24 protein-coding genes are annotated in these 22,431 nt (G+C 73.8%); 11 read left to right on the top strand and 13 right to left on the bottom strand.

Annotated features, from left to right (window positions below):
- The first annotated feature begins 69 nt into the window (after positions 1-69).
- A complete protein-coding gene (locus ACE3QY_RS02305) occupies positions 70-1,104 on the top strand; it encodes an LLM class flavin-dependent oxidoreductase (protein WP_374454384.1) in 1,035 nt (344 codons plus the stop codon).
- On the opposite strand, the gene ACE3QY_RS02310 is transcribed toward ACE3QY_RS02305, so the two are convergent.
- From ACE3QY_RS02310 to ACE3QY_RS02320, 3 genes are read right to left on the bottom strand one after another with little or no spacing between them, the layout of a single operon-like run.
- Positions 1,101-1,496, bottom strand: a complete 396-nt coding sequence (locus ACE3QY_RS02310; RefSeq protein ID WP_374454385.1) for a low affinity iron permease family protein — start codon at positions 1,494-1,496, stop codon at positions 1,101-1,103. The genes ACE3QY_RS02305 and ACE3QY_RS02310 overlap by 4 nt on opposite strands.
- Positions 1,497-1,522: 26 nt before the next feature.
- Positions 1,523-2,173, bottom strand: coding sequence for a response regulator (locus tag ACE3QY_RS02315; RefSeq protein WP_374454386.1), 651 nt, complete (start codon positions 2,171-2,173; stop codon positions 1,523-1,525).
- Positions 2,170-4,206, bottom strand: a complete 2,037-nt coding sequence (locus tag ACE3QY_RS02320; RefSeq protein WP_374454387.1) for a sensor histidine kinase — start codon at positions 4,204-4,206, stop codon at positions 2,170-2,172. Before ACE3QY_RS02320 ends, ACE3QY_RS02315 begins: the two co-directional genes overlap by 4 nt.
- Positions 4,207-4,388: 182 nt before the next feature.
- On the opposite strand from ACE3QY_RS02320, the gene ACE3QY_RS02325 reads away from it, so the two are divergent.
- Complete coding sequence (locus tag ACE3QY_RS02325; RefSeq protein WP_374454388.1) at positions 4,389-5,009, top strand: hypothetical protein; 621 nt, start codon at positions 4,389-4,391, stop codon at positions 5,007-5,009.
- A 67-nt stretch (positions 5,010-5,076) separates the two neighbouring features.
- On the opposite strand, the gene ACE3QY_RS02330 is transcribed toward ACE3QY_RS02325, so the two are convergent.
- From ACE3QY_RS02330 to ACE3QY_RS02345, 4 genes are all read right to left on the bottom strand, one after another.
- Positions 5,077-7,491, bottom strand: a complete 2,415-nt coding sequence (locus ACE3QY_RS02330) for an ABC transporter permease (RefSeq protein ID WP_374454389.1) — start codon at positions 7,489-7,491, stop codon at positions 5,077-5,079.
- On the bottom strand, positions 7,491-8,237 hold the full coding sequence (locus tag ACE3QY_RS02335) for an ABC transporter ATP-binding protein (protein WP_374454390.1): 747 nt from the start codon (positions 8,235-8,237) through the stop codon (positions 7,491-7,493). The genes ACE3QY_RS02330 and ACE3QY_RS02335 overlap by 1 nt, the downstream gene beginning before the upstream one ends.
- 107 nt (positions 8,238-8,344) lie before the next feature.
- On the bottom strand, positions 8,345-9,007 hold the full coding sequence (locus ACE3QY_RS02340) for a response regulator (RefSeq protein WP_374454391.1): 663 nt from the start codon (positions 9,005-9,007) through the stop codon (positions 8,345-8,347).
- Positions 9,004-10,152 (bottom strand): sensor histidine kinase, encoded by a 1,149-nt coding sequence (locus ACE3QY_RS02345; RefSeq protein WP_374454392.1) that lies wholly within the window; start codon positions 10,150-10,152, stop codon positions 9,004-9,006. The genes ACE3QY_RS02340 and ACE3QY_RS02345 overlap by 4 nt, the downstream gene beginning before the upstream one ends.
- Before the next feature lie 81 nt (positions 10,153-10,233).
- Between ACE3QY_RS02345 and ACE3QY_RS02350 the strand changes: the two genes are divergently transcribed.
- Genes ACE3QY_RS02350 through ACE3QY_RS02365 form a run of 4 tightly spaced genes read left to right on the top strand, consistent with a single transcriptional unit; the run spans position 10,234 to position 12,518 of the window.
- On the top strand, positions 10,234-10,392 hold the full coding sequence (locus ACE3QY_RS02350) for a hypothetical protein (RefSeq protein WP_374454393.1): 159 nt from the start codon (positions 10,234-10,236) through the stop codon (positions 10,390-10,392).
- 1 nt (position 10,393) lies between these two features.
- Complete coding sequence (locus ACE3QY_RS02355) at positions 10,394-10,849, top strand: RidA family protein (protein WP_374454394.1); 456 nt, start codon at positions 10,394-10,396, stop codon at positions 10,847-10,849.
- Between the two features lie 2 nt (positions 10,850-10,851).
- Positions 10,852-11,712 carry an NUDIX hydrolase gene (locus tag ACE3QY_RS02360; RefSeq protein WP_374454395.1) on the top strand — a complete coding sequence of 287 codons (861 nt, stop codon included), beginning with the start codon at positions 10,852-10,854 and terminating at the stop codon, positions 11,710-11,712.
- A complete protein-coding gene (locus ACE3QY_RS02365; protein WP_374454396.1) occupies positions 11,709-12,518 on the top strand; it encodes an MBL fold metallo-hydrolase in 810 nt (269 codons plus the stop codon). Before ACE3QY_RS02360 ends, ACE3QY_RS02365 begins: the two co-directional genes overlap by 4 nt.
- Here ACE3QY_RS02365 and ACE3QY_RS02370 read toward each other — a convergent pair.
- Both ACE3QY_RS02370 and ACE3QY_RS02375 read right to left on the bottom strand, forming a co-directional pair.
- Positions 12,505-15,018, bottom strand: coding sequence for a multicopper oxidase domain-containing protein (locus ACE3QY_RS02370; RefSeq protein ID WP_374454397.1), 2,514 nt, complete (start codon positions 15,016-15,018; stop codon positions 12,505-12,507). The genes ACE3QY_RS02365 and ACE3QY_RS02370 overlap by 14 nt on opposite strands.
- Positions 15,019-15,080: 62 nt before the next feature.
- Entirely contained in the window at positions 15,081-15,371 is a 291-nt protein-coding gene (locus tag ACE3QY_RS02375; RefSeq protein WP_374454398.1) for a DUF2249 domain-containing protein, read from the bottom strand.
- A gap of 108 nt (positions 15,372-15,479) precedes the next feature.
- On the opposite strand from ACE3QY_RS02375, the gene ACE3QY_RS02380 reads away from it, so the two are divergent.
- Positions 15,480-16,013 carry a TIGR03086 family metal-binding protein gene (locus ACE3QY_RS02380; protein WP_374454399.1) on the top strand — a complete coding sequence of 178 codons (534 nt, stop codon included), beginning with the start codon at positions 15,480-15,482 and terminating at the stop codon, positions 16,011-16,013.
- 99 nt (positions 16,014-16,112) lie between these two features.
- On the opposite strand, the gene ACE3QY_RS02385 is transcribed toward ACE3QY_RS02380, so the two are convergent.
- The 3 genes from ACE3QY_RS02385 to ACE3QY_RS02395 all read right to left on the bottom strand — a co-directional run bounded on the left by ACE3QY_RS02385 (position 16,113) and on the right by ACE3QY_RS02395 (position 18,524).
- The gene (locus ACE3QY_RS02385; RefSeq protein WP_374454400.1) at positions 16,113-17,276 is read right to left on the bottom strand and encodes a hypothetical protein; all 1,164 of its coding nucleotides are present in this window, start codon (positions 17,274-17,276) and stop codon (positions 16,113-16,115) included.
- Positions 17,273-17,764 carry a SigE family RNA polymerase sigma factor gene (locus ACE3QY_RS02390; protein WP_374454401.1) on the bottom strand — a complete coding sequence of 164 codons (492 nt, stop codon included), beginning with the start codon at positions 17,762-17,764 and terminating at the stop codon, positions 17,273-17,275. Before ACE3QY_RS02390 ends, ACE3QY_RS02385 begins: the two co-directional genes overlap by 4 nt.
- An 82-nt stretch (positions 17,765-17,846) precedes the next feature.
- Positions 17,847-18,524 (bottom strand): Crp/Fnr family transcriptional regulator, encoded by a 678-nt coding sequence (locus ACE3QY_RS02395; protein WP_056909367.1) that lies wholly within the window; start codon positions 18,522-18,524, stop codon positions 17,847-17,849.
- 189 nt (positions 18,525-18,713) lie between these two features.
- Between ACE3QY_RS02395 and nth the strand changes: the two genes are divergently transcribed.
- From nth to ACE3QY_RS02415, 4 genes are read left to right on the top strand one after another with little or no spacing between them, the layout of a single operon-like run.
- Complete coding sequence (gene nth, locus ACE3QY_RS02400) at positions 18,714-19,370, top strand: endonuclease III (protein WP_374454914.1); 657 nt, start codon at positions 18,714-18,716, stop codon at positions 19,368-19,370.
- Positions 19,367-19,978, top strand: coding sequence for a TlpA family protein disulfide reductase (locus ACE3QY_RS02405; protein WP_374454402.1), 612 nt, complete (start codon positions 19,367-19,369; stop codon positions 19,976-19,978). The genes nth and ACE3QY_RS02405 overlap by 4 nt, the downstream gene beginning before the upstream one ends.
- A complete protein-coding gene (locus ACE3QY_RS02410) occupies positions 19,975-20,700 on the top strand; it encodes a CoA pyrophosphatase (protein ID WP_374454403.1) in 726 nt (241 codons plus the stop codon). Before ACE3QY_RS02405 ends, ACE3QY_RS02410 begins: the two co-directional genes overlap by 4 nt.
- A gap of 4 nt (positions 20,701-20,704) precedes the next feature.
- Positions 20,705-21,880 carry a MarP family serine protease gene (locus tag ACE3QY_RS02415; RefSeq protein ID WP_374454404.1) on the top strand — a complete coding sequence of 392 codons (1,176 nt, stop codon included), beginning with the start codon at positions 20,705-20,707 and terminating at the stop codon, positions 21,878-21,880.
- On the opposite strand, the gene ACE3QY_RS02420 is transcribed toward ACE3QY_RS02415, so the two are convergent.
- Positions 21,877-22,275, bottom strand: a complete 399-nt coding sequence (locus ACE3QY_RS02420) for a phage holin family protein (RefSeq protein WP_374454405.1) — start codon at positions 22,273-22,275, stop codon at positions 21,877-21,879. The genes ACE3QY_RS02415 and ACE3QY_RS02420 overlap by 4 nt on opposite strands.
- Between the last annotated feature and the right edge of the window lie 156 nt (positions 22,276-22,431).

A 22,431-nucleotide genomic window follows, 5' to 3' on the forward strand; every position in this document is an offset into this window, starting at 1 on the left:
TCAGGTGCACGTGAGGTCAAACGAGTAGTCCTTCGGAATAACCCGCCGCTCGCAGGCGCTGGGCAGACAGTGACCGCCCTCTCCGTGCTCGACCTCGTGCCCGTCCGCAGCGACCAGACCACCGGCGACGCGATCGCCGCCTCGCGGGCCCTCGCCCGGGTCGCCGACGAGCTCGGCTACCGCCGCTACTGGGTCGCCGAGCACCACAACATGCCGGCCGTCGCGGCGACGAACCCGCCGGTCCTGATCGCGATGCTCGCCGCGGCGACGTCCCGGATCAGGGTGGGCTCGGGCGGCGTCATGCTGCCCAACCACGCGCCGCTGGTCGTAGCCGAGCAGTTCGCCCTGCTCGAGGCGGCCTTCCCGGGCCGGATCGACCTCGGCATCGGGCGCGCGCCCGGCACCGACCCGCTCACGCGCTACGTCCTGCGCGGCGGCAGCGCCGAGTCGGCGGACGAGGCCGTCACCAAGTTCCCCGACTACGTCGAGGACATCCGCACGCTGATGACCAGCGACGGCGTCGAGCTGCAGATCGGCCCGCGGCGCCAGCCGTTGCGGGCGACCCCCTCGGCCCGCTCGGTCGCCGACATCTGGCTGCTCGGCTCCTCGGACTACTCCGCCCGGCTGGCGGCCGAGAAGGGCCTGCCCTACGTCTTCGCGCACCACTTCTCGGGCGAGGGGACCGGCGTCGCGCTGGACCTCTACCGGTCGTCGTACCGGCCCTCACCGGAGTACCCGGAGCCGCGCACCTTCCTCACCGTCAACGCCGTCGTCGCGGAGACCGAGGAGGAGGCGCGCCGCCAGGCGCTGCCCAACGTCCAGCAGATGATCGCCCTGCGGACCGGCGCCCCGCTGCACCCGCAGCGCCTCGTCGAGGAGGCCGAGGCGGTCGAGATGACGCCGGACCAGACCTCTTTCGGCACCGCCATGTCCGGGCGCTGGGTGGTCGGCGACGCCGAGCAGGCGCGCAAGCAGCTCCAGGACCTGGCGGCGACGTACGACGTCGACGAGGTGATGGTCCACCCCGTCGCCGGCGCCCACGCGGGCACCGACGTCCAGGCCTCGCCGAACCGGGAGACGACGCTGCGCCTGCTCGCGGACTAGTGGCGTTCCTCCAGGCCGACGGCCTTGCGGAGCTTGTCGACCGCCTCCTGGAGGTCGGGGTCGTCCGCGGCGCGTGAGTCCATCAGCGCGGCGAGGGCCTCGGCCAGGACGTTGAGCTTCTCCTGGGCGGCCTCCTCGGAGCGGCGACCGGCGTTCTCGAGGAGCACGAGCAGGAGCAGCGACAGGATCGCGGACCCGGTGTGCAGCGCCAGCTCCCACTTGGTCGTGGTCTTCCAGAGCGGGTAGCTCACCGCCCAGGCGACGAGGGCCACCAGGATCACGGCGAAGAACGGCGCCCGGCTGACCCTCTCGTTGACCGCGTCGACGAACCGCTCGAAGGGCCCGCGGTCCTCGGCACGCTCTCGTGACTCGCTGGCATCGTTGTGCTCCATGACGGGAGGCTAGTGCCCCGGGGACGTCAGTCGTCGCGCCCCAGGCCCGCGTCGCGCGCCCGGATGATCACCTCGGCGCGGTCCGTGGCCTGCAGCTTGGCCAGGATGCTGGTGATGTTGTTGCGGATCGTCTTCGGCGACAGGAACAGCTGCTGGGCGATCTGGCCGTTGTTGCGGCCGGCCGCGATGAGGTCGAGCACCTCGGTCTCGCGCTCGGTGAGCTCGGGGAAGGGCCGCTCCGGCCGGGAGGCCGGTGCGAGCACCTCGGCGATCCGGGCGGCCAACGACGCGCCGAAGACGACCCCGCCGCCGTGCACGGTGGACACGGCCCGGACGATCTCGTCCTGCTCGGCGCCCTTGCGGAGGTAGCCCCGCGCGCCGGCCCTCAGTGCCGAGAGCACGGTCCCGTCGTCCTCGCCCATCGTCAGCACGAGCACGCCGGTGCCCGGGTGCGCGGCGACGACCGCGCGGGTGGCGTCGATGCCGTTCATCACCGGCATCTGCACGTCCATGATCACCACGTCGGGCCGGTGCTGCTCGGCCAGCGCGACCGCCTCGGCGCCGTCCGCGGCGCGGGCCACGACCTCGATGCCCGGCATCGGGTCGAGCAGCGAGGCCAGGCCGTCGCGGTAGACCGGGTGGTCGTCGGCGATCAGCAACCGGATCGGCTCGGTCACGGGGTGCTCCTCTCGGGCGCGGTCCCGCGACCGTACGGCAGGACGGCGTGGACGGTGGTGCCACCGGTGTCCGGGCAGACCACCTCGCAGCGACCGCCGAGCTCCTCGGCGCGCTCGCGCAGCGACAGCAGGCCGACCCCGGCCGTGACATCGGCACCGATGCCCCGGCCGTCGTCGGCGACGGTCACGTCCAGTCCCGACGCGCCCGCCTCGAGGCGTACGTCGACCCGCTCGGCGCCGGCGTGCTTCACCACGTTGGTGAGGGCCTCGGCGACGATGCGGTAGGCCGCCACCTCGACCGCGGCCGGCAACCCGGTGGTGCCCACGGCGGACACCGTCACGTCGACCTCGGAGCGCACTCGGTCGGCCTGCTGACGGACGGCCGCCTCGAGGCCGAGGTCGTCGAGGGCCGGCGGGCGCAGGTCGTGCACCAGGCGGCGTACGTCGTCGAGCGCGTCGCTGACCTCCGTGCGGGCCAGGCCCACGAGCTCGCGGGCGCGCTCGGGGTCGGTGTCGACGGCGTTGCCGGCGGCCTGGAGCCTGAGCGCCACGCCCCCGAGCGCCGGGCCGAGCCCGTCGTGGAGGTCGCGGCGGATCCGGCGGCGGTCGTCCTCGCGGCCGAGCACCAGGCGCTCGCGGCTCTCCTGCAGCTCGGTGGCCAGCAGCCGGGCGCGGATCGCGACCGCGGCCTGGCGGACCAGGTCGACCAGGAGGCCCTGGTCGCGGTGGGACAGCATCGAGCGGAAGCCCTGCACGGGAAGGGCCAGCCGACCCACCCGCTCGCCCTGGTAGGCGATGTCGATCTCCTGCACCTCCGCGGGCGCCCGTCCGTGCGACGCGGACAGCAGGCCGCCGCCCGGGGTGACCACCTCGACCCGGACGTGTCCGACCTTGAAGGTCTCGGCGACCGCGCCGGCCAGCGCCGGCAGCTGCTCGTCGATGGTGCCGGTCGTCTCGAGCCGTGCGGCGAGACCGGTCACCGCGCCGTACCGGTCGGCCCGCCGGCCCAGCAGGAGGCGGCGTACGAGCCCGCCGAGCCAGGTGCGCAGCGGCCCGTAGACGACGACCGCGAGCACCAGCACGACCACGGTCGCGCCGCGCTCGTCGAGCCGGTCGCCCAGGAGTGCGGTGCCGGCGGCCAGGAACAGCACGTCGACGGCCACCACGGCGGCTGCGATCGCGGCCGTGGTCAGGGTCCACGCGACCAGGGCGTCGACGTCGCCGAGCCCCGGGCGCAGCAGCCCGATCGTCACCGACACGGCGAGGGCCGCGACGGCGAGGTCGAGGAGGATCGTGGTGACGAGGCCGCCGACCGAGATCGTGGCGCCCGCCGCGACCATCAGCACGCAGATGATGCCGGCCCACAGGAGCCAGCGGAGCTGGGTGCGCTCGGGCGCCGCGGCGCTGCGGTGGCGCACCCACACGAGGGCCAGCGCGCCGACGATCGATCCGAGGGTCAGCACCTGACCGCCGCGGAGCATCGCCTCGGCCGTGGCGTCCGACCACGGGACGCGGACCAGCTCGGTGGAGCCGACCGGTTCACCCGCGGCGAACACGACCGAGTCGGGCGCCAGCAGCAGCATGACCGGCAGGGCCACGGCGGCGCCGAGGACGGCCCACGCCGCCCGCCGCGCCCGGCCGGGCACGAGCGTGCCGGTGGGGTAGAGCAGCAGGAGCGCCACCAGCCCGGAGAGCAGGAAGGCCCCGACGCGGGCGACGAACCAGAAGGCGAAGTCGGTGCCGGGCAGGTCGTGGGCGAGGCTGTAGGCCACCCAGCCGTACAGCGCGCCGTCGAGCGTCCAGGCCACCGCCACGACGCCGAGCAGCCGGCCGACCGTGTCACCCGGACGCGCCGCCAGGACGACGACGGAGGCGACGGCGAGGAGCAGGCCCGGCAGCGCGGTGGACGTGGCCGCCTCGGTGGTCGCGGTGGCCCGCTCGGCGTCGGTGGTGGCGAGGTCGAGCCACAGCGAGGTCGCGACCGCGGTGAGCGATGCCAGCGCCACGACGACGGGCTCGAGGAGTCTGCTCACGCGAGCAGTATCACTGCGCGGGCGTCCCGCCGTCCCGGGACCGAGGTCCCTGTCTCGGGGGACACCGCCGCGGGACGGACGGGGGACCGCTCTCCCTGACGCGCGGGGCGCCGGGACCGCGAACGTTCTGGGTGTGCCGCAGATCGCGGCCCGACACCCACGCAACGACAGGAGTCACGACCGTGACGATCCAGCACTCACCCGCTCCCGCCCGCTCCGACGTCGCGACAGCGGCCCCGGAGGGGACGAGCTCCCGCCACCCGTACGCCGTCCACGGCGCGGTCCTCACCGCCGGTGCCCTCGCCTGGGCCGCGACGATGGCCGTGGTCGGCATCGACCCCGTGGGCCACGCCGACGAGCTGGCCTACTCGATCGCGTCCGGCCTGTTCCAGGTCGGGCTGCTGTTCCTGGTGCGCACGCTCTGGCGGACCCGGGCCCTCGGTGGGGGCCGGGTCGCGCGCTTCGTGCTGCGGGCGGAGGCCGTCGCCATCGGCCTCGCCATCGGCTCCACGGCGAGCGACGGGCTCGGCCTGACCGACTTCGACAAGGTCCAGTACGTCGTGCTCGACGCCTTCTGGCCGCTGTCGATGCTCGGCATGTTCCTCATCGGCATCCGGATCGCGATCGCCGGCCGCTGGAAGGGTCTCTCGCGCGTCTGGCCGATGGTGGCCGAGAGCTGGGCCGTCGTCGTGATCCCGACCCTGGGCATCTTCGGCGACACCGCCGCCCACGTCGTGGCGGTCGTCCACCTCGTCGTGGGCTACGCCGTCCTGGGCCTGCTCGTCAGCCGGAAGACCGACTGACCGGGCACCCACCGGACCGACGCCCCGGACCTCTGCCCTGCGGAGGTCCGGCGCGTCTGCTCCGTCCTCAGTCGAGCGCGAGCCCGGCGGCCGGGGTGACCCGTGCTGCCTTGCGAGCGGGTACGACGCAGGCGCCGAGGCCCGCGAGCGCCGCGACCACCGCCACGCCGGCCACCTGCAGCACCGGCACCGTCAGCCCTACCTCGTCGACCACGGTGCCGATCAGCACCTCGACGCCGACCCAGGCGAAGACCAGGCCGAGCGCGGTGCCGAGCACCGTCGCGACGCCCGACAGCAGCAGGCCCTCGGCCGCCATCGCCCGGCGCAGCTGCGTCCGGGTCAGACCCATCGCCCGGAGCAGGGCGTTCTCCCGGCCGCGCTCCAGCACGGACAGCCCGAGGGTGTTGGCGATGCCGACGAGCGCGATGACGATCGCGATCCCGAGCAGGCCGACCACGGCCCCGGTCATCACGTCGACCTGGAGATTCACCCACGCCCGGTTGTTGTAGCCGCCGACGAGGCCCGCGCCCGACGCCCCGGCCAGCGCGGCCAGGTCGCCGCGCAGGTCCTCGGCGTCGGCGCCGTCGGCGGCCCGCACCCACACGGCCGTCGGCTGCGGCGAGCCGTCGAGCTCCGTCAGCGTCGCGCCGGACACCAGACCCGCCCGGCCCCAGCCGGACGAGGGTTCGACGACCATCGCGTGATCGCGACCACCCACGGTCACGGTCACCTCGCGGTCGTCCCACACCCGGTCGCGGAGCGCGCGCGGGAGCTCCTCGACGACGTCGTACGGCAGCACCAGCACGTCGTCCGCAGGAGCCAGGTCGTCGGGTCCGCGCACGACACCGGCCCGGCCGTCGACGCCGACCAGCGGCACCTCGACCCGGCCGATGCTGGCGGCGGTCCCGTCGAGCGTGACCGCGTCGGCGACGCCGTCGACCGCGCCGACGCGCTCGGCCAGGTCCGCCGCCAGCGGGGTGTCGACCGCGGTGATCGTCGCGTCCAGGGGGTACTCCTCGTCCATCTCCCGGTCGAGCTCCGTGCGCGTCGAGGCCAGCCCCGTGAGCACGGCGGTGGTGAGGGTGACGCCGACGAGCAGCGACGCGGCGGTGGTCGCCGTACGCCGTGGGTTGCGCACCGCGTTGCCGGTCGCGAGCTGCCGCACCGGACCCCGGCCGGCGACCCGGCCGACCAGCCTGATGAGGGCGGGCACGAGGACCGGGCCGAGCAGCAGCACGCCGATGAAGGCCGCGCCGCCGCCGACGAGCATGACCGGCACGGTGTGCGAGACGACCGAGACGACGAGCAGGAAGCTGCCGCCGGCCAGGAACAGCCCGGCCAGCGCCAGCCGCCAGCGACCGGCCGCGGACCGTACGTCGACCCCCGTGTCGGGCCGCAGCGCCGCCAGCGGTGCGACCTTCGTCGCGTTCCGGGTCGGGAGCCAGGCCGCGAGCATGGTCACGACCAGGCCGATGACGAAGGCGCCACCCGTCCACATCGGGTCGAGCGAGGCGCTGCCCATGTCGGCGTACCAGTGCCGGACGAGCGCGACCAGGGCGTAGCCCAGCACGGCGCCCACGGCGATGCCGAGGGCCGAGGCGGCGACGCCGAGCGCCAGCGCCTCGAGGCGCACGGCCCGGCGCAGCTGGCGGCGGGTGACGCCGACGCAGCGCAGCAGCGCGAAGTCGCGCATCCGCTGGGCGAAGAGGATCGCGAAGGTGTTGGCGATGACCATGACGCCGACGAAGAGGGCGATGAAGACGAAGACCAGCGCCATGATCGCGAGCACGTCGACCCCTCGGGAGATCTCGGCCTGGCGGTCGGCGACCCAGTCCGCGGCACGCTCGACGGTGGCACCCGGGGCGACCTGGGTGGCGAGCTCGGGGCTGCCGCCCCACGCCACGGCGTCGACCCACAGCGTGCCGCGGAACCGGTCGAGCACCTCCCACGGCACGTAGAGCGCGGCCCCCATCGCGGCCGGGCTGTCGACCAGTCCGACGACCTCGACGTCGGTGGCCGCCCCGCCGGTGCCGATCCGGAGCACGTCGCCGATCGCGACGTCGTTGCTCTTCGCGGCGTTGACGTCCGCCACCGCCTCGCCCGGTGCAGTCGGGAAGCGGCCGTCCTCGAGGTCCTGCCACTGCTGGACGGGGTCGAGCGAGACCTCGGAGACGTCCGCCGAGGGCGCGAGCTGGACGCCGTCGCGGGTGACCGGCTCCATCGCGTAGCCCAGCGTGAGCGCAGGGAACCCCTCCTCGGCGGCGGTGTCCATGAGGCGGGCGGCGACCTTCGCGTCGTCGACCGTGACCACGTGGTCGACGTGCGCGACGGGCGCGCCGACGTCGGCGGTCAGGCCCTCGCGGGTCGCGCCGGTGAGCATGCCGGTGACCACGACGAACGCGACTCCGATCACCACCGCGAGCGCGGCGGCGACGTACCTGCGCGTGTGGTGGCGCAGCGAGGCGAGCAGCACGCCGCGCATCAGGCGTTCCGCCCGCGGAGCGCGGCGACGAGCTCGTCCTGGCCCGGGTCGGTGAGGTGCGCGCTGACGGCGCCGTCGTGGATCACCACCACGTCGTCGGCGTACGACGCCGCGTCGAGCTCGTGGGTCACCATCACCACGGTCATGCCGAGCTCGCGGACCGACCGGCGCAGGTGGCCGAGCACCTCGGCGCTTGCCTCGCTGTCGAGGTTGCCGGTCGGCTCGTCGGCGAACACGATGTCGGGCTGCGTGACCAGCGCGCGGGCGATGGCGACGCGCTGCTGCTGGCCACCGGAGAGCTCGCTGGGCAGGTGGCCGAGGCGGTCGGCGAGGCCGAGGACGCCGACGACCTGGTCGTAGCGCTCGCGGTCGACGGGACGGCCCGCGAGCTCGAGCGGGAGCAGGATGTTCTGCCCGGCGGTCAGCATCGGGAGCAGGTTGAAGGCCTGGAAGACGAAGCCGATGTGCTCGCGGCGGAAGAGGGTGAGCGCGGTGTCGTCGAGCCCGGCGAGGTCGCGACCGGCGACGGTCACCGTGCCGGCGGTGGCCACGTCGAGGCCGGCGAGGCAGTGCATGAGCGTGGACTTGCCGGAGCCGCTCGGGCCCATGATCGCGGTGAACCGCCCGGCGGGCAGGTCGAGGTCGATGCCCCGCAGCGCGTGGACGGCGCTGTCGCCGTCGCCGTAGGTGCGGGTCAGGCCGCGGGCGCTGGCGGCTGTCGTCTGGTCGGTGAGTGTCGTCGTCATGGGGACAACGCTCACCGTCCGCGGCCCTGCGATCGTCGGCCTCCGGGACGGACCGCAGGTCGGTCCGCGGGCGGACCCGGCGGGCCGGCGTACGACCTGGGGAGGACTCAGGGGGTGACGAGGCCGGACTCGTAGCCGAGGACGACCAGCTGGACGCGGTCGCGGGAGCCGGTCTTGGCGAGGATCCGGCCGACGTGCGTCTTGACCGTGGTCTCCGCGACCACGAGGTCGGTGGCGATCTCGGTGTTGGTGAGGCCGCGGGCGATGAGGGTCAGCACCTCGACCTCCCGCTCGGTGAGCAGCGCGAGCCGGTCGTCCGCGGCCGCGGGCACGGCCGGGTCGGGCAGCGCGGCGAAGTGGTCGAGCAGCCGGCGGGTGGTGCTCGGCGCGACGACCGCGTCGCCGGCCTGGACGGCCCGGATCGCGCCGAGCAGGTCGGGCGGTGCGGCGTCCTTGAGCAGGAAGGCCGACGCGCCGGCGCGGATCGCGGCGAAGGCGTACTCGTCGAGGTCGAAGGTGGTCAGCACGATGACCCGCGGTGGGGTGGGCCCGGCGAGCAGGCGGCGGGTGGTCTCGACGCCGTCGAGCCGCGGCATCCGGACGTCCATCAGCACGACGTCGGCGGCGGTGACCGCGAGCTGCGACAGCGCCTCGCCGCCGTCGCCGGCCTCGCCGACGACGACCATGTCGTCCTGGCTGTCGACCAGCATCCGGAAGCCGGCCCGCACCATCTGCTGGTCGTCGACGAGGAAGACGCGGATGGGGCTCACAGCGGCAGCCTCGCAGACACCGCGAAGCCGCCACCGGTGGCCGGTCCGGCCTCCAGCGTGCCACCGTGCACGGCGGCTCGCTCCCGCATCCCGACCAGGCCCAGGCCGTGGCCGTCGGAGGGCGCGGCCGCCCCGCGCCCGTCGTCGCGCACGTCCACCTCGACCTCGCGGTCGACCGCGACGCGCACCTGGACGGTGGCGGCCGGACCGGCGTGCTTGCGCACGTTGGTCAGCGCCTCCTGCACGATGCGGTACGCCGCCAGCCCGACGCCGTCCGGCACGTCGACCGGCGCCGCGGGGAGGTCGGCCTCGACCCGGGTGCCCGCCGCGCGTGCCTCGTCCACCAGGTGGCGTACGTCGTCGAGCCCGGGCTGCGGCGCGACCCCGGTGTCGCCGTCGCGGAGCAGCCCCAGCAGCCGGCGCATCTCGGTGAGCGCCTCGCGTCCGGTCGAGGCGATCGTCTCGAGGGTGCCGACCGCGACGTCGGGGTCCTTGGCCGCGGCGTAGCGGGCGCCGTCGGCCTGGATCACGATCACCGACAGGCCGTGGGCGACGACGTCGTGCATCTCCCGGGCGATCCGCGACCGCTCGTCGCGGGCGGCGAGCTCGACCTCGCGCTCGGCCATCCGCTCGGCCTGCTCGGCGCGCGCGACCAGCGAGGCGACGTACTTCTCGCGCTCCTGCGCGGCGAAGCCCAGCGCCCAGGCCGCGGTGACGATGGCGCTGATCGTGACGGCGTAGGGCGTCAGGTTGCCGGCGGTGAGCTCGCCCGCGCCGAAGCCGAGCATCCAGCGCACGGCCGCGACCAGCGCGCCGGCGTAGCCGACGAGCAGCCCGACGATGCCCTGCCAGCGCGGCGACCAGCGGGCGAGGGAGTAGAGCGCGACCGGGAACGCCAGCTGCCCGACGGTGGGCTCGTCCACGACGACGGCCTGCGCGGCGCTGAGCGCGGCGACGGCCAGGAAGACCGGCCACGCGTGGCGGCGACGCCACAGCAGCGGCAGCAGCTCGAGGACCGAGAACACCGTCGAGGGGAGCTGCCCCGCCACCACGTGGCCCATGACGAGCAGCAGCAGGCCGGCGACCAGCAGGCGGTCGAACCACCGCCGTCCGCGGGGGCCGAGTCGCCAGGGGTGCCGGTCCATGGTGCGGACGATAGACGGCCGCGTGCGGTCGCGCGTCCGCCCACGGGAGGACCCCCGTCCGCCCCGAGTAGGGTGCGACGCATGACCAAGTGGGAATACCAGGTGGCGCCGATTCCGCTCCACAACGAAGCGCTCATGCTCAACAACTTCGGCCAGGACGGGTGGGAGCTGGTCACCATCCAGACCAACGCCCAGGGTGGTCTGATCGCCTTCCTCAAGCGTCCCGCGCAGGGGGCCTGACATGGGTGCCGAGGCGCGCCTGGCCGAGCTGGGCATCACCGTCCCCGAGGTCTCCCCGCCGGTCGCGGCCTACCAGCCGACGGCCCGCTCCGGCAACCTGGTCTTCACCGCCGGCCAGCTGCCGGCCCGCGACGGCGAGATGATCGCCGTCGGCAAGGTCGGCGGCGAGGTCACCGATGAGCAGGGCTACGAGTGCGCCCGCCAGTGCGCCCTCAACGCGCTCGCCGCGGTCAAGGCCGAGATCGGCTCCCTCGACGACGTGAAGCGGGTCGTGAAGGCCGTCGTCTTCGTCGCCTCGACCCCCGACTTCACCGGCCAGCCCAAGGTCGCCAACGGCGCCTCCGAGCTGCTCGGCGAGGTGTTCGGCGACGCCGGCAAGCACGCCCGCTCCGCCGTCGGCGTCTCGGTGCTGCCGCTCGACGTGCCCGTCGAGGTCGAGATCATCGTCGAGGTCTGAGCGTGGAGCGACTCCCGCTCCCCGACGCGCTCGTCGCCCAGGCCCGGTCGTACGCCGAGGGCGGCGCCACGCCGGCCGAGCCGCGCGACGCGGCGACGGTCGTGCTGCTGCGCCCGGGTGCCACCGGCTCGGAGGTCTACCTGCTGCGCCGGCAGACGTCGATGGCGTTCGCCGGCGGGATGTGCGTGTTCCCCGGCGGCGGCGTGGACCCGCGCGACTTCGATGACGAGCTGGTGGACCGAAGCCTGTGGGCCGGACCCTCGCCCGCGGAGTGGGCGTCGCGGCTCGGCTGCGCCGAGCCCGAGGCGCGCGCGCTGGTGTGCGCCGCGGTCCGCGAGACCTTCGAGGAGTCGTCCGTGCTGCTGGCCGGGCCGAGCGCCGACGAGGTCGTCGCCGACACCACCGGCGACGACTGGGAGGCCGACCGGGTCGCGCTGGAGACGCGCGAGATCTCGCTGACCGAGTTCCTCGAGAAGCGCGCCCTCGTGCTGCGCACCGACCTGCTGGGCGCCTGGGCGGGCTGGCTGACGCCGGTCTTCGAGCCGCGGCGCTACCGCACGTGGTTCTTCGTCGCACGGCTGCCGGAGGGCCAGGTCACCCGCGACGTCTCCTCCGAGTCGTCCTCGGTCGCCTGGCTCGGTGCGCAGGAGGCCGTCGAGCAGGTCGAGCAGCAGCAGATCTTCATGCTGCCCCCGACCTGGCTGACCTGCCTCGACGTCGCGCAGCACGCCGACCCCGACGCCGTGCTCGCCGAGGCACAGGGCCGGACCGTGGAGATGTTCATGCCCGAGGTGGTGGCCGACGGCGACGAGTTCATCCTCTCCACGCCACCGCACTACGCCGCCCTGATGGCCGCGCGATGAGCTGGTCCGGTGGATCCTTCGGCTCGACCGGGCAGTGCGTGCTGGCGCCCAACGCCGACGTCATGACCCTCGACGGCACCAACACCTGGGTGCTGCGCGACCCCGACTCGTCGCGGTCCGTCGTCGTCGACCCGGGGCCGTCGATCGCCGCGCACCTCGACGCGATCGACACCGCTGCCGGCGACGTGGCCGTGGTGCTGCTGACCCACCACCACGCCGACCACAGCGAGGCCGCCCGGGAGTACGCCGAGCGGCACGGGTGCGGCGTACGTGCCCTGGACCCGGCGTACCGGCTGGGCTCCGAGGGCCTCGGCGAGGGCGACGTGGTGGCCGTGGGCGGCCTCGAGGTGCACGTCGTGGCGACGCCCGGCCACACGTCCGACTCGCTGTCCTTCGTGGTGCCGCAGGACCGCGCGGTGCTCACCGGCGACACCGTGCTGGGACGCGGCACCACCGTCGTGGCGCACCCCGACGGCCAGCTCGGTGCCTACCTCGCCTCCCTCCAGCGGCTCCACGCGCTGTGCGGCGAGCAGGGGATCACCAGCGTCTGGCCCGGCCACGGGCCGGTGATCGACGACGCGCTCGGCGCCCTCGACTTCTACCTCGCGCACCGTCAGCAGCGGCTCGAGCAGGTGCGGCAGGCGCTGCGCGACCTGCATGCGATCGAGCGCGAGGGCGGCTCGTTCCCGCACGAGACGCTGCCGCGCGCGATCGTCGAGATCGTGTACGCCGACGTCGACCCGGTGCTGTGGGGCGCGGCCGAGCTCTCGGTGCGCGCCCAGCTGGCCTACCTCACCGAGGGCTGACCTCGACCAGGCCGTGCTGACCGCGCTCGGCGTCGACCATCACGTGGTTGACGAAGGGGTAGCGCCCCGGCTCGTCGAAGGTCAGCTCGGCGAAGCCACCCTGCGCCGGGAGGAGGGGCAGCACCTGGGCGCCCCCGCGGGTGCCGCGACGGAGCGTCCACGCACCCTCGCTCCACGTGCTGTCGAGCTGCTCGCCGACGACGTGGAAGGCGATCGGCCGGTTTGGCCCGGCGTCGAGGACCCACACCCGCACGCTCTCCCCGACCCGGGCGCGCAGCGGCGCCGTGTCGTACTGGAAGGCGCGCCCGTTGAACGCCACGAGGTCGGGCCGTTCGGCGGCGACGGCGGTGTCGTCCACCTCGTCGGCGCCCTCTCGGGAGGTGTCGTCGCCGAGGAACGTCTCCGAGCCGACCATCACCCATTCGTGGTCGACCGGCGCGAGGCCCGGCGGGTCGATGACGACCGCGCCGCTGAGCCCGGCCGCGATGTGGCTGCTCATCGGCATCGTCGAGCAGTGGTACATCCAGATCCCGGCCCGCCGAGCCGTGAACCGGTAGACCAGCGTCCCGCCGGGTGGGATCGCGCGCATCACCCCGTCCGGCGCGCGCTCGCCGGCGTGGAAGTCGATGGAGTGCGTCATCGAGGCGGCGTTGTGCACGGTCACCACGAACCGGTCGCCGACGCGCCCGCGCAACACCGGCCCCGGCGCCCGGCCGTTGAAGGTCCACCGCTCCTGCCAGACTCCCGGCGCGACCTCGAGAACGGTCTCGTCGATGGTCATGTGGACGCGGTGCACGCTGCCCTGCGACGGCGGGAGCAAGGCGTCGTACGCCGGTGAGGTGGCCGCGGCGTCGTGGTCGGATCCGTGCGCCATGTGGGTGTGCTCGCTGGCGGGAGCCGTCTCCGCGGAGCCGGCGCGGATGGTGAGCACCATGCCCATCCGCCGGTGGCCGACGACCGAGCACCATCCCTCGGTGGACGTGCCGACCACGCCGGCGTCGAGGGTCGCGCTGTCGCCGGGCGCGAGCCGCGGGGTGTGCGTGCCGTCGGGCAGCACGAGGTCATGAGTGTCCTCGTCGTCGGTGTTCACCAGCTCCACCACGAGCCGGTTCCCGGCCGGGACGTCGATCGTCGCGGGGTGGAAGGCCATGTCGCGGGCCTCGACGCGGACCGTGGTCGTCTCCCCGGTCGGGGTCACTCCCGCCGCGAGGTCGGAGGAGGCCGCGGGCACGGCGAGCACCCCGGCCACCGCGACCACCAGGGCGAGCGCGCTCGTCGCCGCGCCGAGCTGGCCGAGCGACCAGGGGGCGCGCTCGGGCGTCTCGACAGGTTCGCCGGCGACCAACGCCCGCCGGGCAGCCACGGCGGCACGGATGCCGCGCAGCATCAGTGGGACGAAGGCGGCGAAGGCCACCAGCACGAGCGACGACGCGACGACCCGGACCGCGGAGGGCACGGGCAGCAGGCACACGAGCAGGCCGCCGTTGACGAGCGTGAGGCGCGCGACGGCGCCCTTCTCCAGCCAGCGCTGCCCGGCGCGAACGACACTCGGCCCCCCGCCAAGCACACTCGGTACGAGGTGGCTCAGCGCGCCGCTGAGGAGCTGCAGGCCGAAGCCGGCGGCGACGACCGCTGAGATCCGGCCGGAGAGGTCGCCGAGGTCGCCGACCCCGCGGGTCGCGACCGTGATCGCGGCGGCGACGAGGCCCCCGGTCAGCCAGAGCAGCGCCAGGCCGACCGAGGCCGGGCCGAGCTCGCGCGGCGGACGGCGCAGCACGGGCGCCACGAGGGCCCGACCCCACCAGCCCAGCGCAGCCAACCACAGGGCGAGCCCGGCGGCGGTGCCGATCGACAGGCCGGCGAGCGCCGTGGCATCGATGACGAGCAGCGCGGTCACGAAGGCCGGGAGGGACTGGCGGGCCAGCCGCTCGGCCCGGTCGTCCATCCGGGTCCGGAGCATCGTCGGCCAGAGCGTGACCAGGGTGCCGGTCACGGTGAGACCGAGCCAGCCGAGTGCCATGGTCGCGACGTGGGCCGCGAGCAGCCGGCCGTGCCACGGGTCGGCCGGCTGCCGGGCGAGGAGTACGCCGAAGGTCGCGCCGATCGGCAGGCACGCCGCGGCGGCGACGTAGAACCGGACGGTCACACGGAAGCGGCCGGGCAGCGCACGGCGCAGGCGCCGTACGAGCTGGACGGCGTGCCACGTGACCGCCGTGCTCACGGTGACCGCACCGGCGAGGGTCAGCGGCCACCAGGTGCTGGGAACGCCGACCACGACCATCGTCGTGCCGGCGAGCAGGAGCAGCAGCCGCCGCGACTGGACCCGGCGGTCGTCGATCGTCGGCGGCGACTTGAGGATCGTCGCGGCGAAATGCGTGCTCCACACCATCGCAGAGTGCGTAAGCGCGCCCAGCAGGACGAGGTGGGTGAGCAGCCACACGGCGTCGGGAACCCACGGATGCGTCACTGCGACGAGCACCGCCAGGACCAGCCACAGCACCCCCGGACGGTCGCGCAGCCCCCATGAGCCGCGCGCCTGTTGCGGTCGTCCGGACGGTGCCGTCAGGCTGCGCGGGTCAGGAGCAGGCGCCACGCCTCGGGTCCTTCGGCGAGGTAGGTGACCTCGATCGCGCCGTTCTCCTCGCGATCGATCTCGGCGAGCAGCGGCAGCGGGTTGTGCGGCGCGACCAGCACCATCGACGAACCCGGGCGGACCCGGGACAGCGCTCCCAGGATGGCTCCGTGGCGCAGCGCGTGGGGGATCACGCGCGCATCCAGCTCGGGGTGGGCCGCGTCGTGCTCGCCGCACGCGCAGGCATGGTCCTTCTCGATCAGGGGCAGGTCAGGAGTCATGGTGGCATGGTCACCCGGTGCCGAACGGTGGAAATAGAGGCGAAGGTCCCGGCTGCGTCCGCAGCCGACCCCCTTGCGTGCCGGTCCGGTTGGCGCTGGAGTGGTGGCATGGCATCTCCTCACCAGGCCGTCGTGGTCCTCTCCCGCGCGATCGACCAGGCGGGCGACGTGCTCGCCTCGATCCACCCCGACGAGTGGGACCAGCCGACGCCGTGCGGCGACTGGTCCGTGCGCCAGCTCGCCAGGCACCTCGCGGTCGCACCCGAGCACTTCCTCCAGCAGGCCCGCGGTGAGGAGGTCGACTGGGTCGCCGAGCCCGACGTGGCCGACGGCCAGTGGGCGGGCTACTTCCGCAACCACGGCGACGACCTCCTGCATCACTGGCACGACCAGCCCGACGACCAGGCCGCGCAGGCCGACTGGCAGAGCGCCGAGCTCGGCGTCCACACGTGGGACCTGGTCCGCGCGCTCGGCCGCCCGCAGCGCCTCGACGACGAGGTCGCCGAGCGCGGCCTCGCCTTCATGCAGCAGGGCCTGACGTCCGACAACCGGGGCGACGCCTTCGGCCCCGAGGTGGAGGTCGGCGCCGACGCGTCGGCGTACGACCGGCTCGCCGCCTTCGCCGGCCGCGACCCGCGCTAGCCGTCCGGCGGTAGTCCAGTGACAGATGGCTGTCGCGCCCGGGTAGTCCAGTGGCAGATGGCTGTCTGACAGGGTGATCGACAGCCATCTCTCACTGGACTACCCCAGCATGCGGCGCCAGAGCCAGCGCAGCGCCATCAGTACGGCGATCGCGGCGGCGACGCCGAGGCCGATGAGCCACGAGATGTCGCGCTCGTCCGCCGGAGCGTCCGCGCTGAAGTCGTGCGTGAGCTCCTGGTCGGGGTCGCCGGTGAGGTCGGGGATCAGGTCGACGGCGAAGCTGGTCGCCTCGGGTGGGAGGCGCGGGAGGAACTCGCGGTAGGTCCACGCGGACTCCGGCTGGTCGGGCGAGGTGAACACGGCCAGACGGGGCCGCTCGACGACGTCGCTCGGCGGTGGGTCGATGATCGCGACCACGTGGTCCTCGTCGGCCCAGCCGATCGGGGTCACCACGGCGCCGTCGGGGTGGAGGTCGGCCGGCAGGGCGCGGTCGACCGGGATGCCTGTCATCCGGCCGCTGCCACGCTCGGGGACCTGCTCGAAGGGCGCCGCGGCGACCTCGCCGTCGGAGGGCAGGGCGACGATGTCGCGGCTCGGTGACGGGATACCGCGTGCGCCGTAGCGACCGTGGAAGTCGTACTCCTCGGACGAGCCGGGCACGTCGATCAACGCCGCGCGCGGCGCGCCATCGTCGCTTCGCCCCTGCCACAGCAGGTGGGCGGAGTCGGGCCACCAGGAGAGCGCGGTGACCTTCCCGCCGGCGCCCTGGTTGAACGCCCACTCGGTCACCTCGCCGGTCCGCAGGTCGGCGAGGGAGATCCGATCCGGGTCGATGCTGCCGCGTGACCACCACGCGACCCGGTAGCCGTCCGGTGAGAGGGCGACGATGTCGGCGACGACGCCGAACCGGTGGTACGTCCCGTCCTCGGCGTCGACCAGCAGGAGGCCGTTGGCGAGCGCGACCGAGGCCCGGCCGATGGCGTAGTCCGTCTCGAACTCGGCCCCGAAGTCGGCCTCGCGCAGGTCGACCCGGCTCGGGAGCGCGCCGCGCGGCGTCTCGGCGGGCTGCGGCGCGTCGCGGTCCGGCGCGAAGGCGACAGCGCCGACCCCCACGACGAGCGCGACGACGGCGACCGCGGCAGCGACGCGCCCGGCACGGGCCCGACGACGCGCGCGGCGGCCGCGGTCCCACGCGGACGGGTCGGGGGAGAAGGTCTGGGTGCGGGCGAGGGCGTCGAGCTCCTCGCGCAGGTCGGTGCTCATGTGTCGGCTCCCACCAGGTCGGCGAGCTCGGGGGCGAGGTCGCGCAGCCGGCGCAGGGCGTCGCGCGACATGGACTTCACCGCACCGCTGGAGATGCCCAGCGCGGAAGCCGTCTGGACCTCGGTCAGGTCCTCGAAGTAGCGCAGCACCAGCACGGTCCGCTGGCGCGGGGTGAGCCGGCGCAGGGCCTGCTCCAGGGTGAGCCGCAGCGTCGGGTCGCTCGCCGCCACCGGGGCGTCGTACGACTCCAGCGGGGTCTCGGCGAAGCGCCGGCGCCGCCACCAGGAGATGTTCTGGTGGTACATCGTGCGCCGGACGTAGGCCTCGGGCGAGGTCTCGATCCGCTCCCAGTGCTTGGCGGCCTGCACGAGCGCCGCCTGCACCAGGTCCTCGGCGAGGTGGTGGTCACCCGTCAGGAGGTACGCCGTGCGCGCGAGCGCCGGCCCGCGCGCGTGGACGAACTCGTCGAACCCGGATCGATCGGTCATCGAGTCCCTCCCCCGAAACAACGCTGTACCACGTCAGACGCACGGAGGCGCCCCGGCGGGGGTCAGGTGGCGCGAGAAAGTCTCAGCGGGCGCGGCGGGAGAGGCGCTCGAGGTCCATGATCACCACGGAGCGGGGCTCCAGGCGCAGCCAGCCGCGGGAGGCGAAGTCGGCGAGCGCCTTGTTGACCGTCTCGCGGGAGGCGCCGACCAGCTGGGCGAGCTCCTCCTGGGTGAGGTCGTGGTGGACGTGGACGCCGTCGTCGGCGGTGCGGCCGAAGCGGTCGGCCAGGTCGAGCAGCGCCTTGGCGACACGGCCCGGGACGTCGGAGAAGACCAGGTCGGCCACCACGTCGTTGGACTTGCGCAGCCGGGACGCGAGCTGGGAGAGCAGGCCGCGGGCGACCTGCGGGCGGCCCTCGAGCCAGCGGAGCAGGTCGTCGTGCGACAGGGAGGCGAAGGTGGCGTCGGTGACCGCGGTGACGGTGGCCGAGCGCGGGCCCGGGTCGAAGAGGGAGAGCTCACCGAACATCTGGCCGGGACCCATGATCGCGAGGAGGTTCTCCCGGCCGTCGGCGGCGGACCGGCCGAGCTTCACCTTGCCCTCGGTCACGATGTAGAGCTTGTCGCCGGAGTCGCCCTCGTGGAAGAGGACGTCGCCGCGGCGCAGGGTGGTCTCGGCCATCGATCCGCCCAGGGCGGTCGCCGCCTCGTCGTCCAGCGAGCTGAACAGCGGTGCCTGACGAAGCACGTCGGTGTCCACGTCAATCCTCCAGATAGGTGCGTCCCGTGCCATGCCCTCGGGATCGGGCACGATCCTAGCCGTGGTCTGCCTCACAAGCGGCAATGTCCTCACCCGTGAGTTGTCGGAGCCGGACCGTAGGCTGAGCGGGTGGCCGTGCAGACCGAGATCCCCAAGCCCGACACGACCCTCGTCCGGCGGGCGCGCCGGATGGACCGGATCCTCGCCGAGACCTACCCCGACGCCGCGGCCGAACTCGACTTCACCAACCCGTTCGAGTGCCTGGTCGTGACCGTGATCTCCGCGCAGACGACCGACCGCCGGGTCAACGCCGCCAGCCCGGCGCTCTTCGCCGCCTATCCCACGCCCGAGGCGATGGCCGCGGCGCCGCGCGAGCACATGGAGCAGCTGCTCGGCCCGCTCGGCTTCTTCCGGCAGAAGACCGACTCCCTGCTCAAGCTGAGCCAGGCCCTCGTCGACACCTTCGACGGCGAGGTGCCCGCCCGCCTCGAGGACCTGGTGACGCTCCCCGGCGTCGGCCGCAAGACCGCCAACGTCGTGCTGGGCAACGCCTTCGGCAAACCCGGCATCACCGTCGACACCCACTTCGGCCGCTTGGTCCGCCGCTTCGGCTGGACCGAGGAGACCGACCCGGTCAAGGTCGAGCACGCCGTCGGCGCGCTCTTCCCCAAGCGCGACTGGACGATGCTGTCCCACCACGTCATCTGGCACGGTCGCCGCCGCTGCCACGCCAAGAAGCCGGCCTGCGGCGCCTGCCCGCTCGCGAAGCTCTGCCCCTCCTACGGCACCGGCCCGACCGACCCGATCGAGGCGGAGAAGCTGGTCACCACCCAGGGGCCCGCATGAGGCGGGCCCTCGCTGCACTGCTCCTCGCCGGCACGCTGAGCGCCTGCGCGCCGGGCGGCGGCAATCCCATCGACGTACGCCCCCCGGACGTGGACGTCGACACCCCGGCACTGCGTGAGGTCAAGGCCCGCATCGGCATGGAGGACTGCGCCCCCGGCGACGGGGAGCCGGTGGAGGGCGGCCTGCCCGAGGTGACGCTGCCGTGCCTGGGCGGCGGGCCCGACGTCGAGCTCTCCGCGCTCCGCGGGCCGATGGTGATCAACCTCTGGCAGGCCGGCTGCGTGCCGTGCCGCGAGGAGATGCCCGCGCTGGAGTCCTTCCACCAGCAGCACGCCGACCGGGTGCGGGTGCTCGGCATCGACTTCAACGACGTCCACCCGGGCCGGGCCCTGGAGCTCGCCGAGGACACGGGCGCGACCTACCCCTCGATCGCCGACCCGGGCGGCGAGCTGATGACCGAGCGCGCCTTCGCCCTCGCCCGCCGCGGGATCCCCGTGTTCCTCTTCCTCGACGCCGACGGGTTGGTCGCCGGCCAGGCCGCGGGCGGCGTCGACTCCGCCGCCGAGGTCGAGGACCTCGTCGCCGAGCACCTCGGGATCACTCTGTGAGCACCCTGCCGGGCTGGCTCGCGCCCGTCGTCGAGGCCGCCGAGTCGATCACGGTCCACGAGCTGACCCGCTTCATGCCCCCGAAGGACGCCGAGGCCAGGCGCGGCGCGGTGCTGATGGTCTTCGCCGACCGCGCGGACGACCCGTCCGCGCCCGACGACCTCGCGCACCGCGGCGAGCTGCTGCTCACCGAGCGGGCGCACCACATGCGCTCCCACCCCGGCCAGGTGTCCTTCCCCGGCGGCTCGCTCGACGAGGGCGAGACCCCGACGGAGGCCGCGCTGCGCGAGGCCTACGAGGAGATCGGTCTCGAGCCCGCCGAGGTCGAGGTGTTCGGCGAGCTGCCCGAGCTGTGGCTGCCGCCGAGCAACTTCGCGGTGACGCCGGTCCTCGGCTACTGGAAGGACCCCGGCGAGGTCAGGATCGCCAGCCCCGACGAGGTGCACGAGATCCACCACGTCGCGATCGCCGAGCTGCTCGACCCCGAGCACCGCGTCAACGTGCGCCACCCCAGCGGCTGGGTGGGCCCGGGCTTCCTGATCGGCCCCGACAAGGACGTCATCCTGTGGGGCTTCACCGCCGGCATCGTCGCCCGGCTCTTCGACTACCTCGGCTGGGCGCAGGACTGGGACCGGGCGCGGGTGCGTGACCTCCCGGACCACATGCTGCAAGGTGTGCCCAGGGGAACCGACCTGGCACCCAACACCAAGCTCGAGGAGTAGCACCATGAACGTCCTCGACTGGTGCCTGCTGGCGCTGGTGGGCATCTATGCCCTCTCCGGCTACTGGCAGGGCTTCATCACCGGGGCGTTCGCCACCGCGGGCCTGCTGATCGGCGGCCTCCTCGGCATCTGGGCCGCGCCGACCGCCCTCGGCGACGCCGCGCCCTCGCTGTGGGTCTCGCTCGGCGCGCTCTTCATCGTGATCGTCTCCGCCTCGGTCGGGCAGGCGCTCTTCCAGTACGCCGGTTCCCGGATCCGCGACCGCATCACCTGGCAGCCGATCCGCGCCGTCGACGCGATCGGCGGGTCCGCGTTGAGCGCGGTCGCGGTGCTGCTCGTCGCCTGGGCGCTCGGCGTCGCGGTGTCCGGCACCCGGATCGGCGCGATCACGCCGCTGGTGCGCGACTCCACCGTGCTCGCGAAGGTCGACCAGACGCTCCCGGCCGATGCCGGCAAGGTGCTCCAGACCTTCAACAACGTCGTCGGCACGACGTTCTTCCCGCGCTACCTCGAGCCGTTCGCGCCGGAGCGCATCGTCGCGGTGGAGCCCGGCGACAAGCGGATGCTCACCGACCCCGACGTGGTCGCCGCGCAGTCCAGCGTGGTCAAGGTGCGCGGCGCCAACGGCTGCGGCAGCGGCGTCGAGGGCACGGCCTTCTTCTTCGCACCGGGCCGGCTGATGACCAACGCCCACGTCGTCGCCGGCGTCACCCGGCCCGAGGTGGAGGTCGGCGGCTCGTCGGTCGTCGCCTCGGTCGTGCTCTACGACCCCGACCTCGACATCGCGGTGCTCTCGACCCCCGACCCCGGCGTCCCGCACCTGGCCTTCGACACCGAGGCCCAGCCCGACGACAACGTCGCCGTCGTCGGCTACCCCGAGGACGGACCGTACGACGTCCAGGCCGGCCGGATCCGCTCCCAGCAGCGGCTGCGCTCGCCCGACATCTACGGGGAGGGCACCGTGATCCGGCAGGTCTACTCGCTGCGCGGCCTGATCCGTCCCGGCAACTCGGGCGGTCCGATCCTCACCTCGGGCGGCGACGTCGCCGGCATGGTCTTCGCGGCCTCGGTCAGCGACCGCGACACCGGCTACGCGCTGACCGCGGCCCAGGTCGCCGAGTCCGCCGCCCAAGGCCTCACGAACCAGTCACCGGTCGACACCGGCACCTGCGTGCGCTAGGGGCGGCCCTTGAGGGCCTGCGGGATCTGCTTGCCCTGCTCGATCGCGCGCTCGGGCGCCTTGACCTGCTTGACCTGCTTGATGCCGATGAAGGCGAGCAGCGCGGCGATCAGGACGTAGAGCGCGAAGACGATGAGGAAGGCCCAGTGCAGGCCGAGGCCGGCCCAGTGGATGAAGTAGGCGATCGAGACCGAGAGCATGATGATCGCGAGCAGGCCGAGGAAGGCGGCTCCGGCAAAGAGCCCGATGCCGACACCGCCGTGCTTGATGCTGACGGTCAGCTCGCTCTTGGCGAGCTGGATCTCCTTGGAGATGAGCGAGGAGATGTCGCGCTGCGCGTCCATGACGAGCTTGCCGAGCGTCGGATCAGTGTCCTTGACCGGTTCGTTTGCCATGCGCAGCAGTCCTTTGTCGTACGTCGTCGGCTGACGGCTGCGACCCTACCAACGCGACCCTCTACACTTGGCCCTCAGGTGAGCCGGGAAGTCTGGTCGGCCCGCGGCGCGCAGCCGCGGTGATCGTTACCCCGACCACCCCGGAAGGATGCGTCC

Origin of the sequence: Nocardioides sp. (assembly GCF_041913365.1) — a bacterium.
GTDB lineage: Bacteria > Actinomycetota > Actinomycetes > Propionibacteriales > Nocardioidaceae > Nocardioides.

What these genes read in the sequence shown, in the direction of transcription:
- ACE3QY_RS02390 (WP_374454401.1), bottom strand. Translation starts at nt 17,764, where the DNA reads ATGACCGATCGATCCGGGTTCGACGAGTTCGTCCACGCGCGCGGGCCG.
- ACE3QY_RS02310 (WP_374454385.1), bottom strand. Translation starts at nt 1,496, where the DNA reads ATGGAGCACAACGATGCCAGCGAGTCACGAGAGCGTGCCGAGGACCGC.
- ACE3QY_RS02405 (WP_374454402.1), top strand. Translation starts at nt 19,367, where the DNA reads ATGAGGCGGGCCCTCGCTGCACTGCTCCTCGCCGGCACGCTGAGCGCC.
- ACE3QY_RS02335 (WP_374454390.1), bottom strand. Translation starts at nt 8,237, where the DNA reads ATGACGACGACACTCACCGACCAGACGACAGCCGCCAGCGCCCGCGGC.
- ACE3QY_RS02415 (WP_374454404.1), top strand. Translation starts at nt 20,705, where the DNA reads ATGAACGTCCTCGACTGGTGCCTGCTGGCGCTGGTGGGCATCTATGCC.
- ACE3QY_RS02365 (WP_374454396.1), top strand. Translation starts at nt 11,709, where the DNA reads ATGAGCTGGTCCGGTGGATCCTTCGGCTCGACCGGGCAGTGCGTGCTG.
- nth (WP_374454914.1), top strand. Translation starts at nt 18,714, where the DNA reads ATGGACCGGATCCTCGCCGAGACCTACCCCGACGCCGCGGCCGAACTC.
- ACE3QY_RS02330 (WP_374454389.1), bottom strand. Translation starts at nt 7,491, where the DNA reads ATGCGCGGCGTGCTGCTCGCCTCGCTGCGCCACCACACGCGCAGGTAC.
- ACE3QY_RS02375 (WP_374454398.1), bottom strand. Translation starts at nt 15,371, where the DNA reads ATGACTCCTGACCTGCCCCTGATCGAGAAGGACCATGCCTGCGCGTGC.
- ACE3QY_RS02420 (WP_374454405.1), bottom strand. Translation starts at nt 22,275, where the DNA reads ATGGCAAACGAACCGGTCAAGGACACTGATCCGACGCTCGGCAAGCTC.
- ACE3QY_RS02345 (WP_374454392.1), bottom strand. Translation starts at nt 10,152, where the DNA reads ATGGACCGGCACCCCTGGCGACTCGGCCCCCGCGGACGGCGGTGGTTC.
- ACE3QY_RS02380 (WP_374454399.1), top strand. Translation starts at nt 15,480, where the DNA reads ATGGCATCTCCTCACCAGGCCGTCGTGGTCCTCTCCCGCGCGATCGAC.
- ACE3QY_RS02355 (WP_374454394.1), top strand. Translation starts at nt 10,394, where the DNA reads ATGGGTGCCGAGGCGCGCCTGGCCGAGCTGGGCATCACCGTCCCCGAG.
- ACE3QY_RS02350 (WP_374454393.1), top strand. Translation starts at nt 10,234, where the DNA reads ATGACCAAGTGGGAATACCAGGTGGCGCCGATTCCGCTCCACAACGAA.
- ACE3QY_RS02385 (WP_374454400.1), bottom strand. Translation starts at nt 17,276, where the DNA reads ATGAGCACCGACCTGCGCGAGGAGCTCGACGCCCTCGCCCGCACCCAG.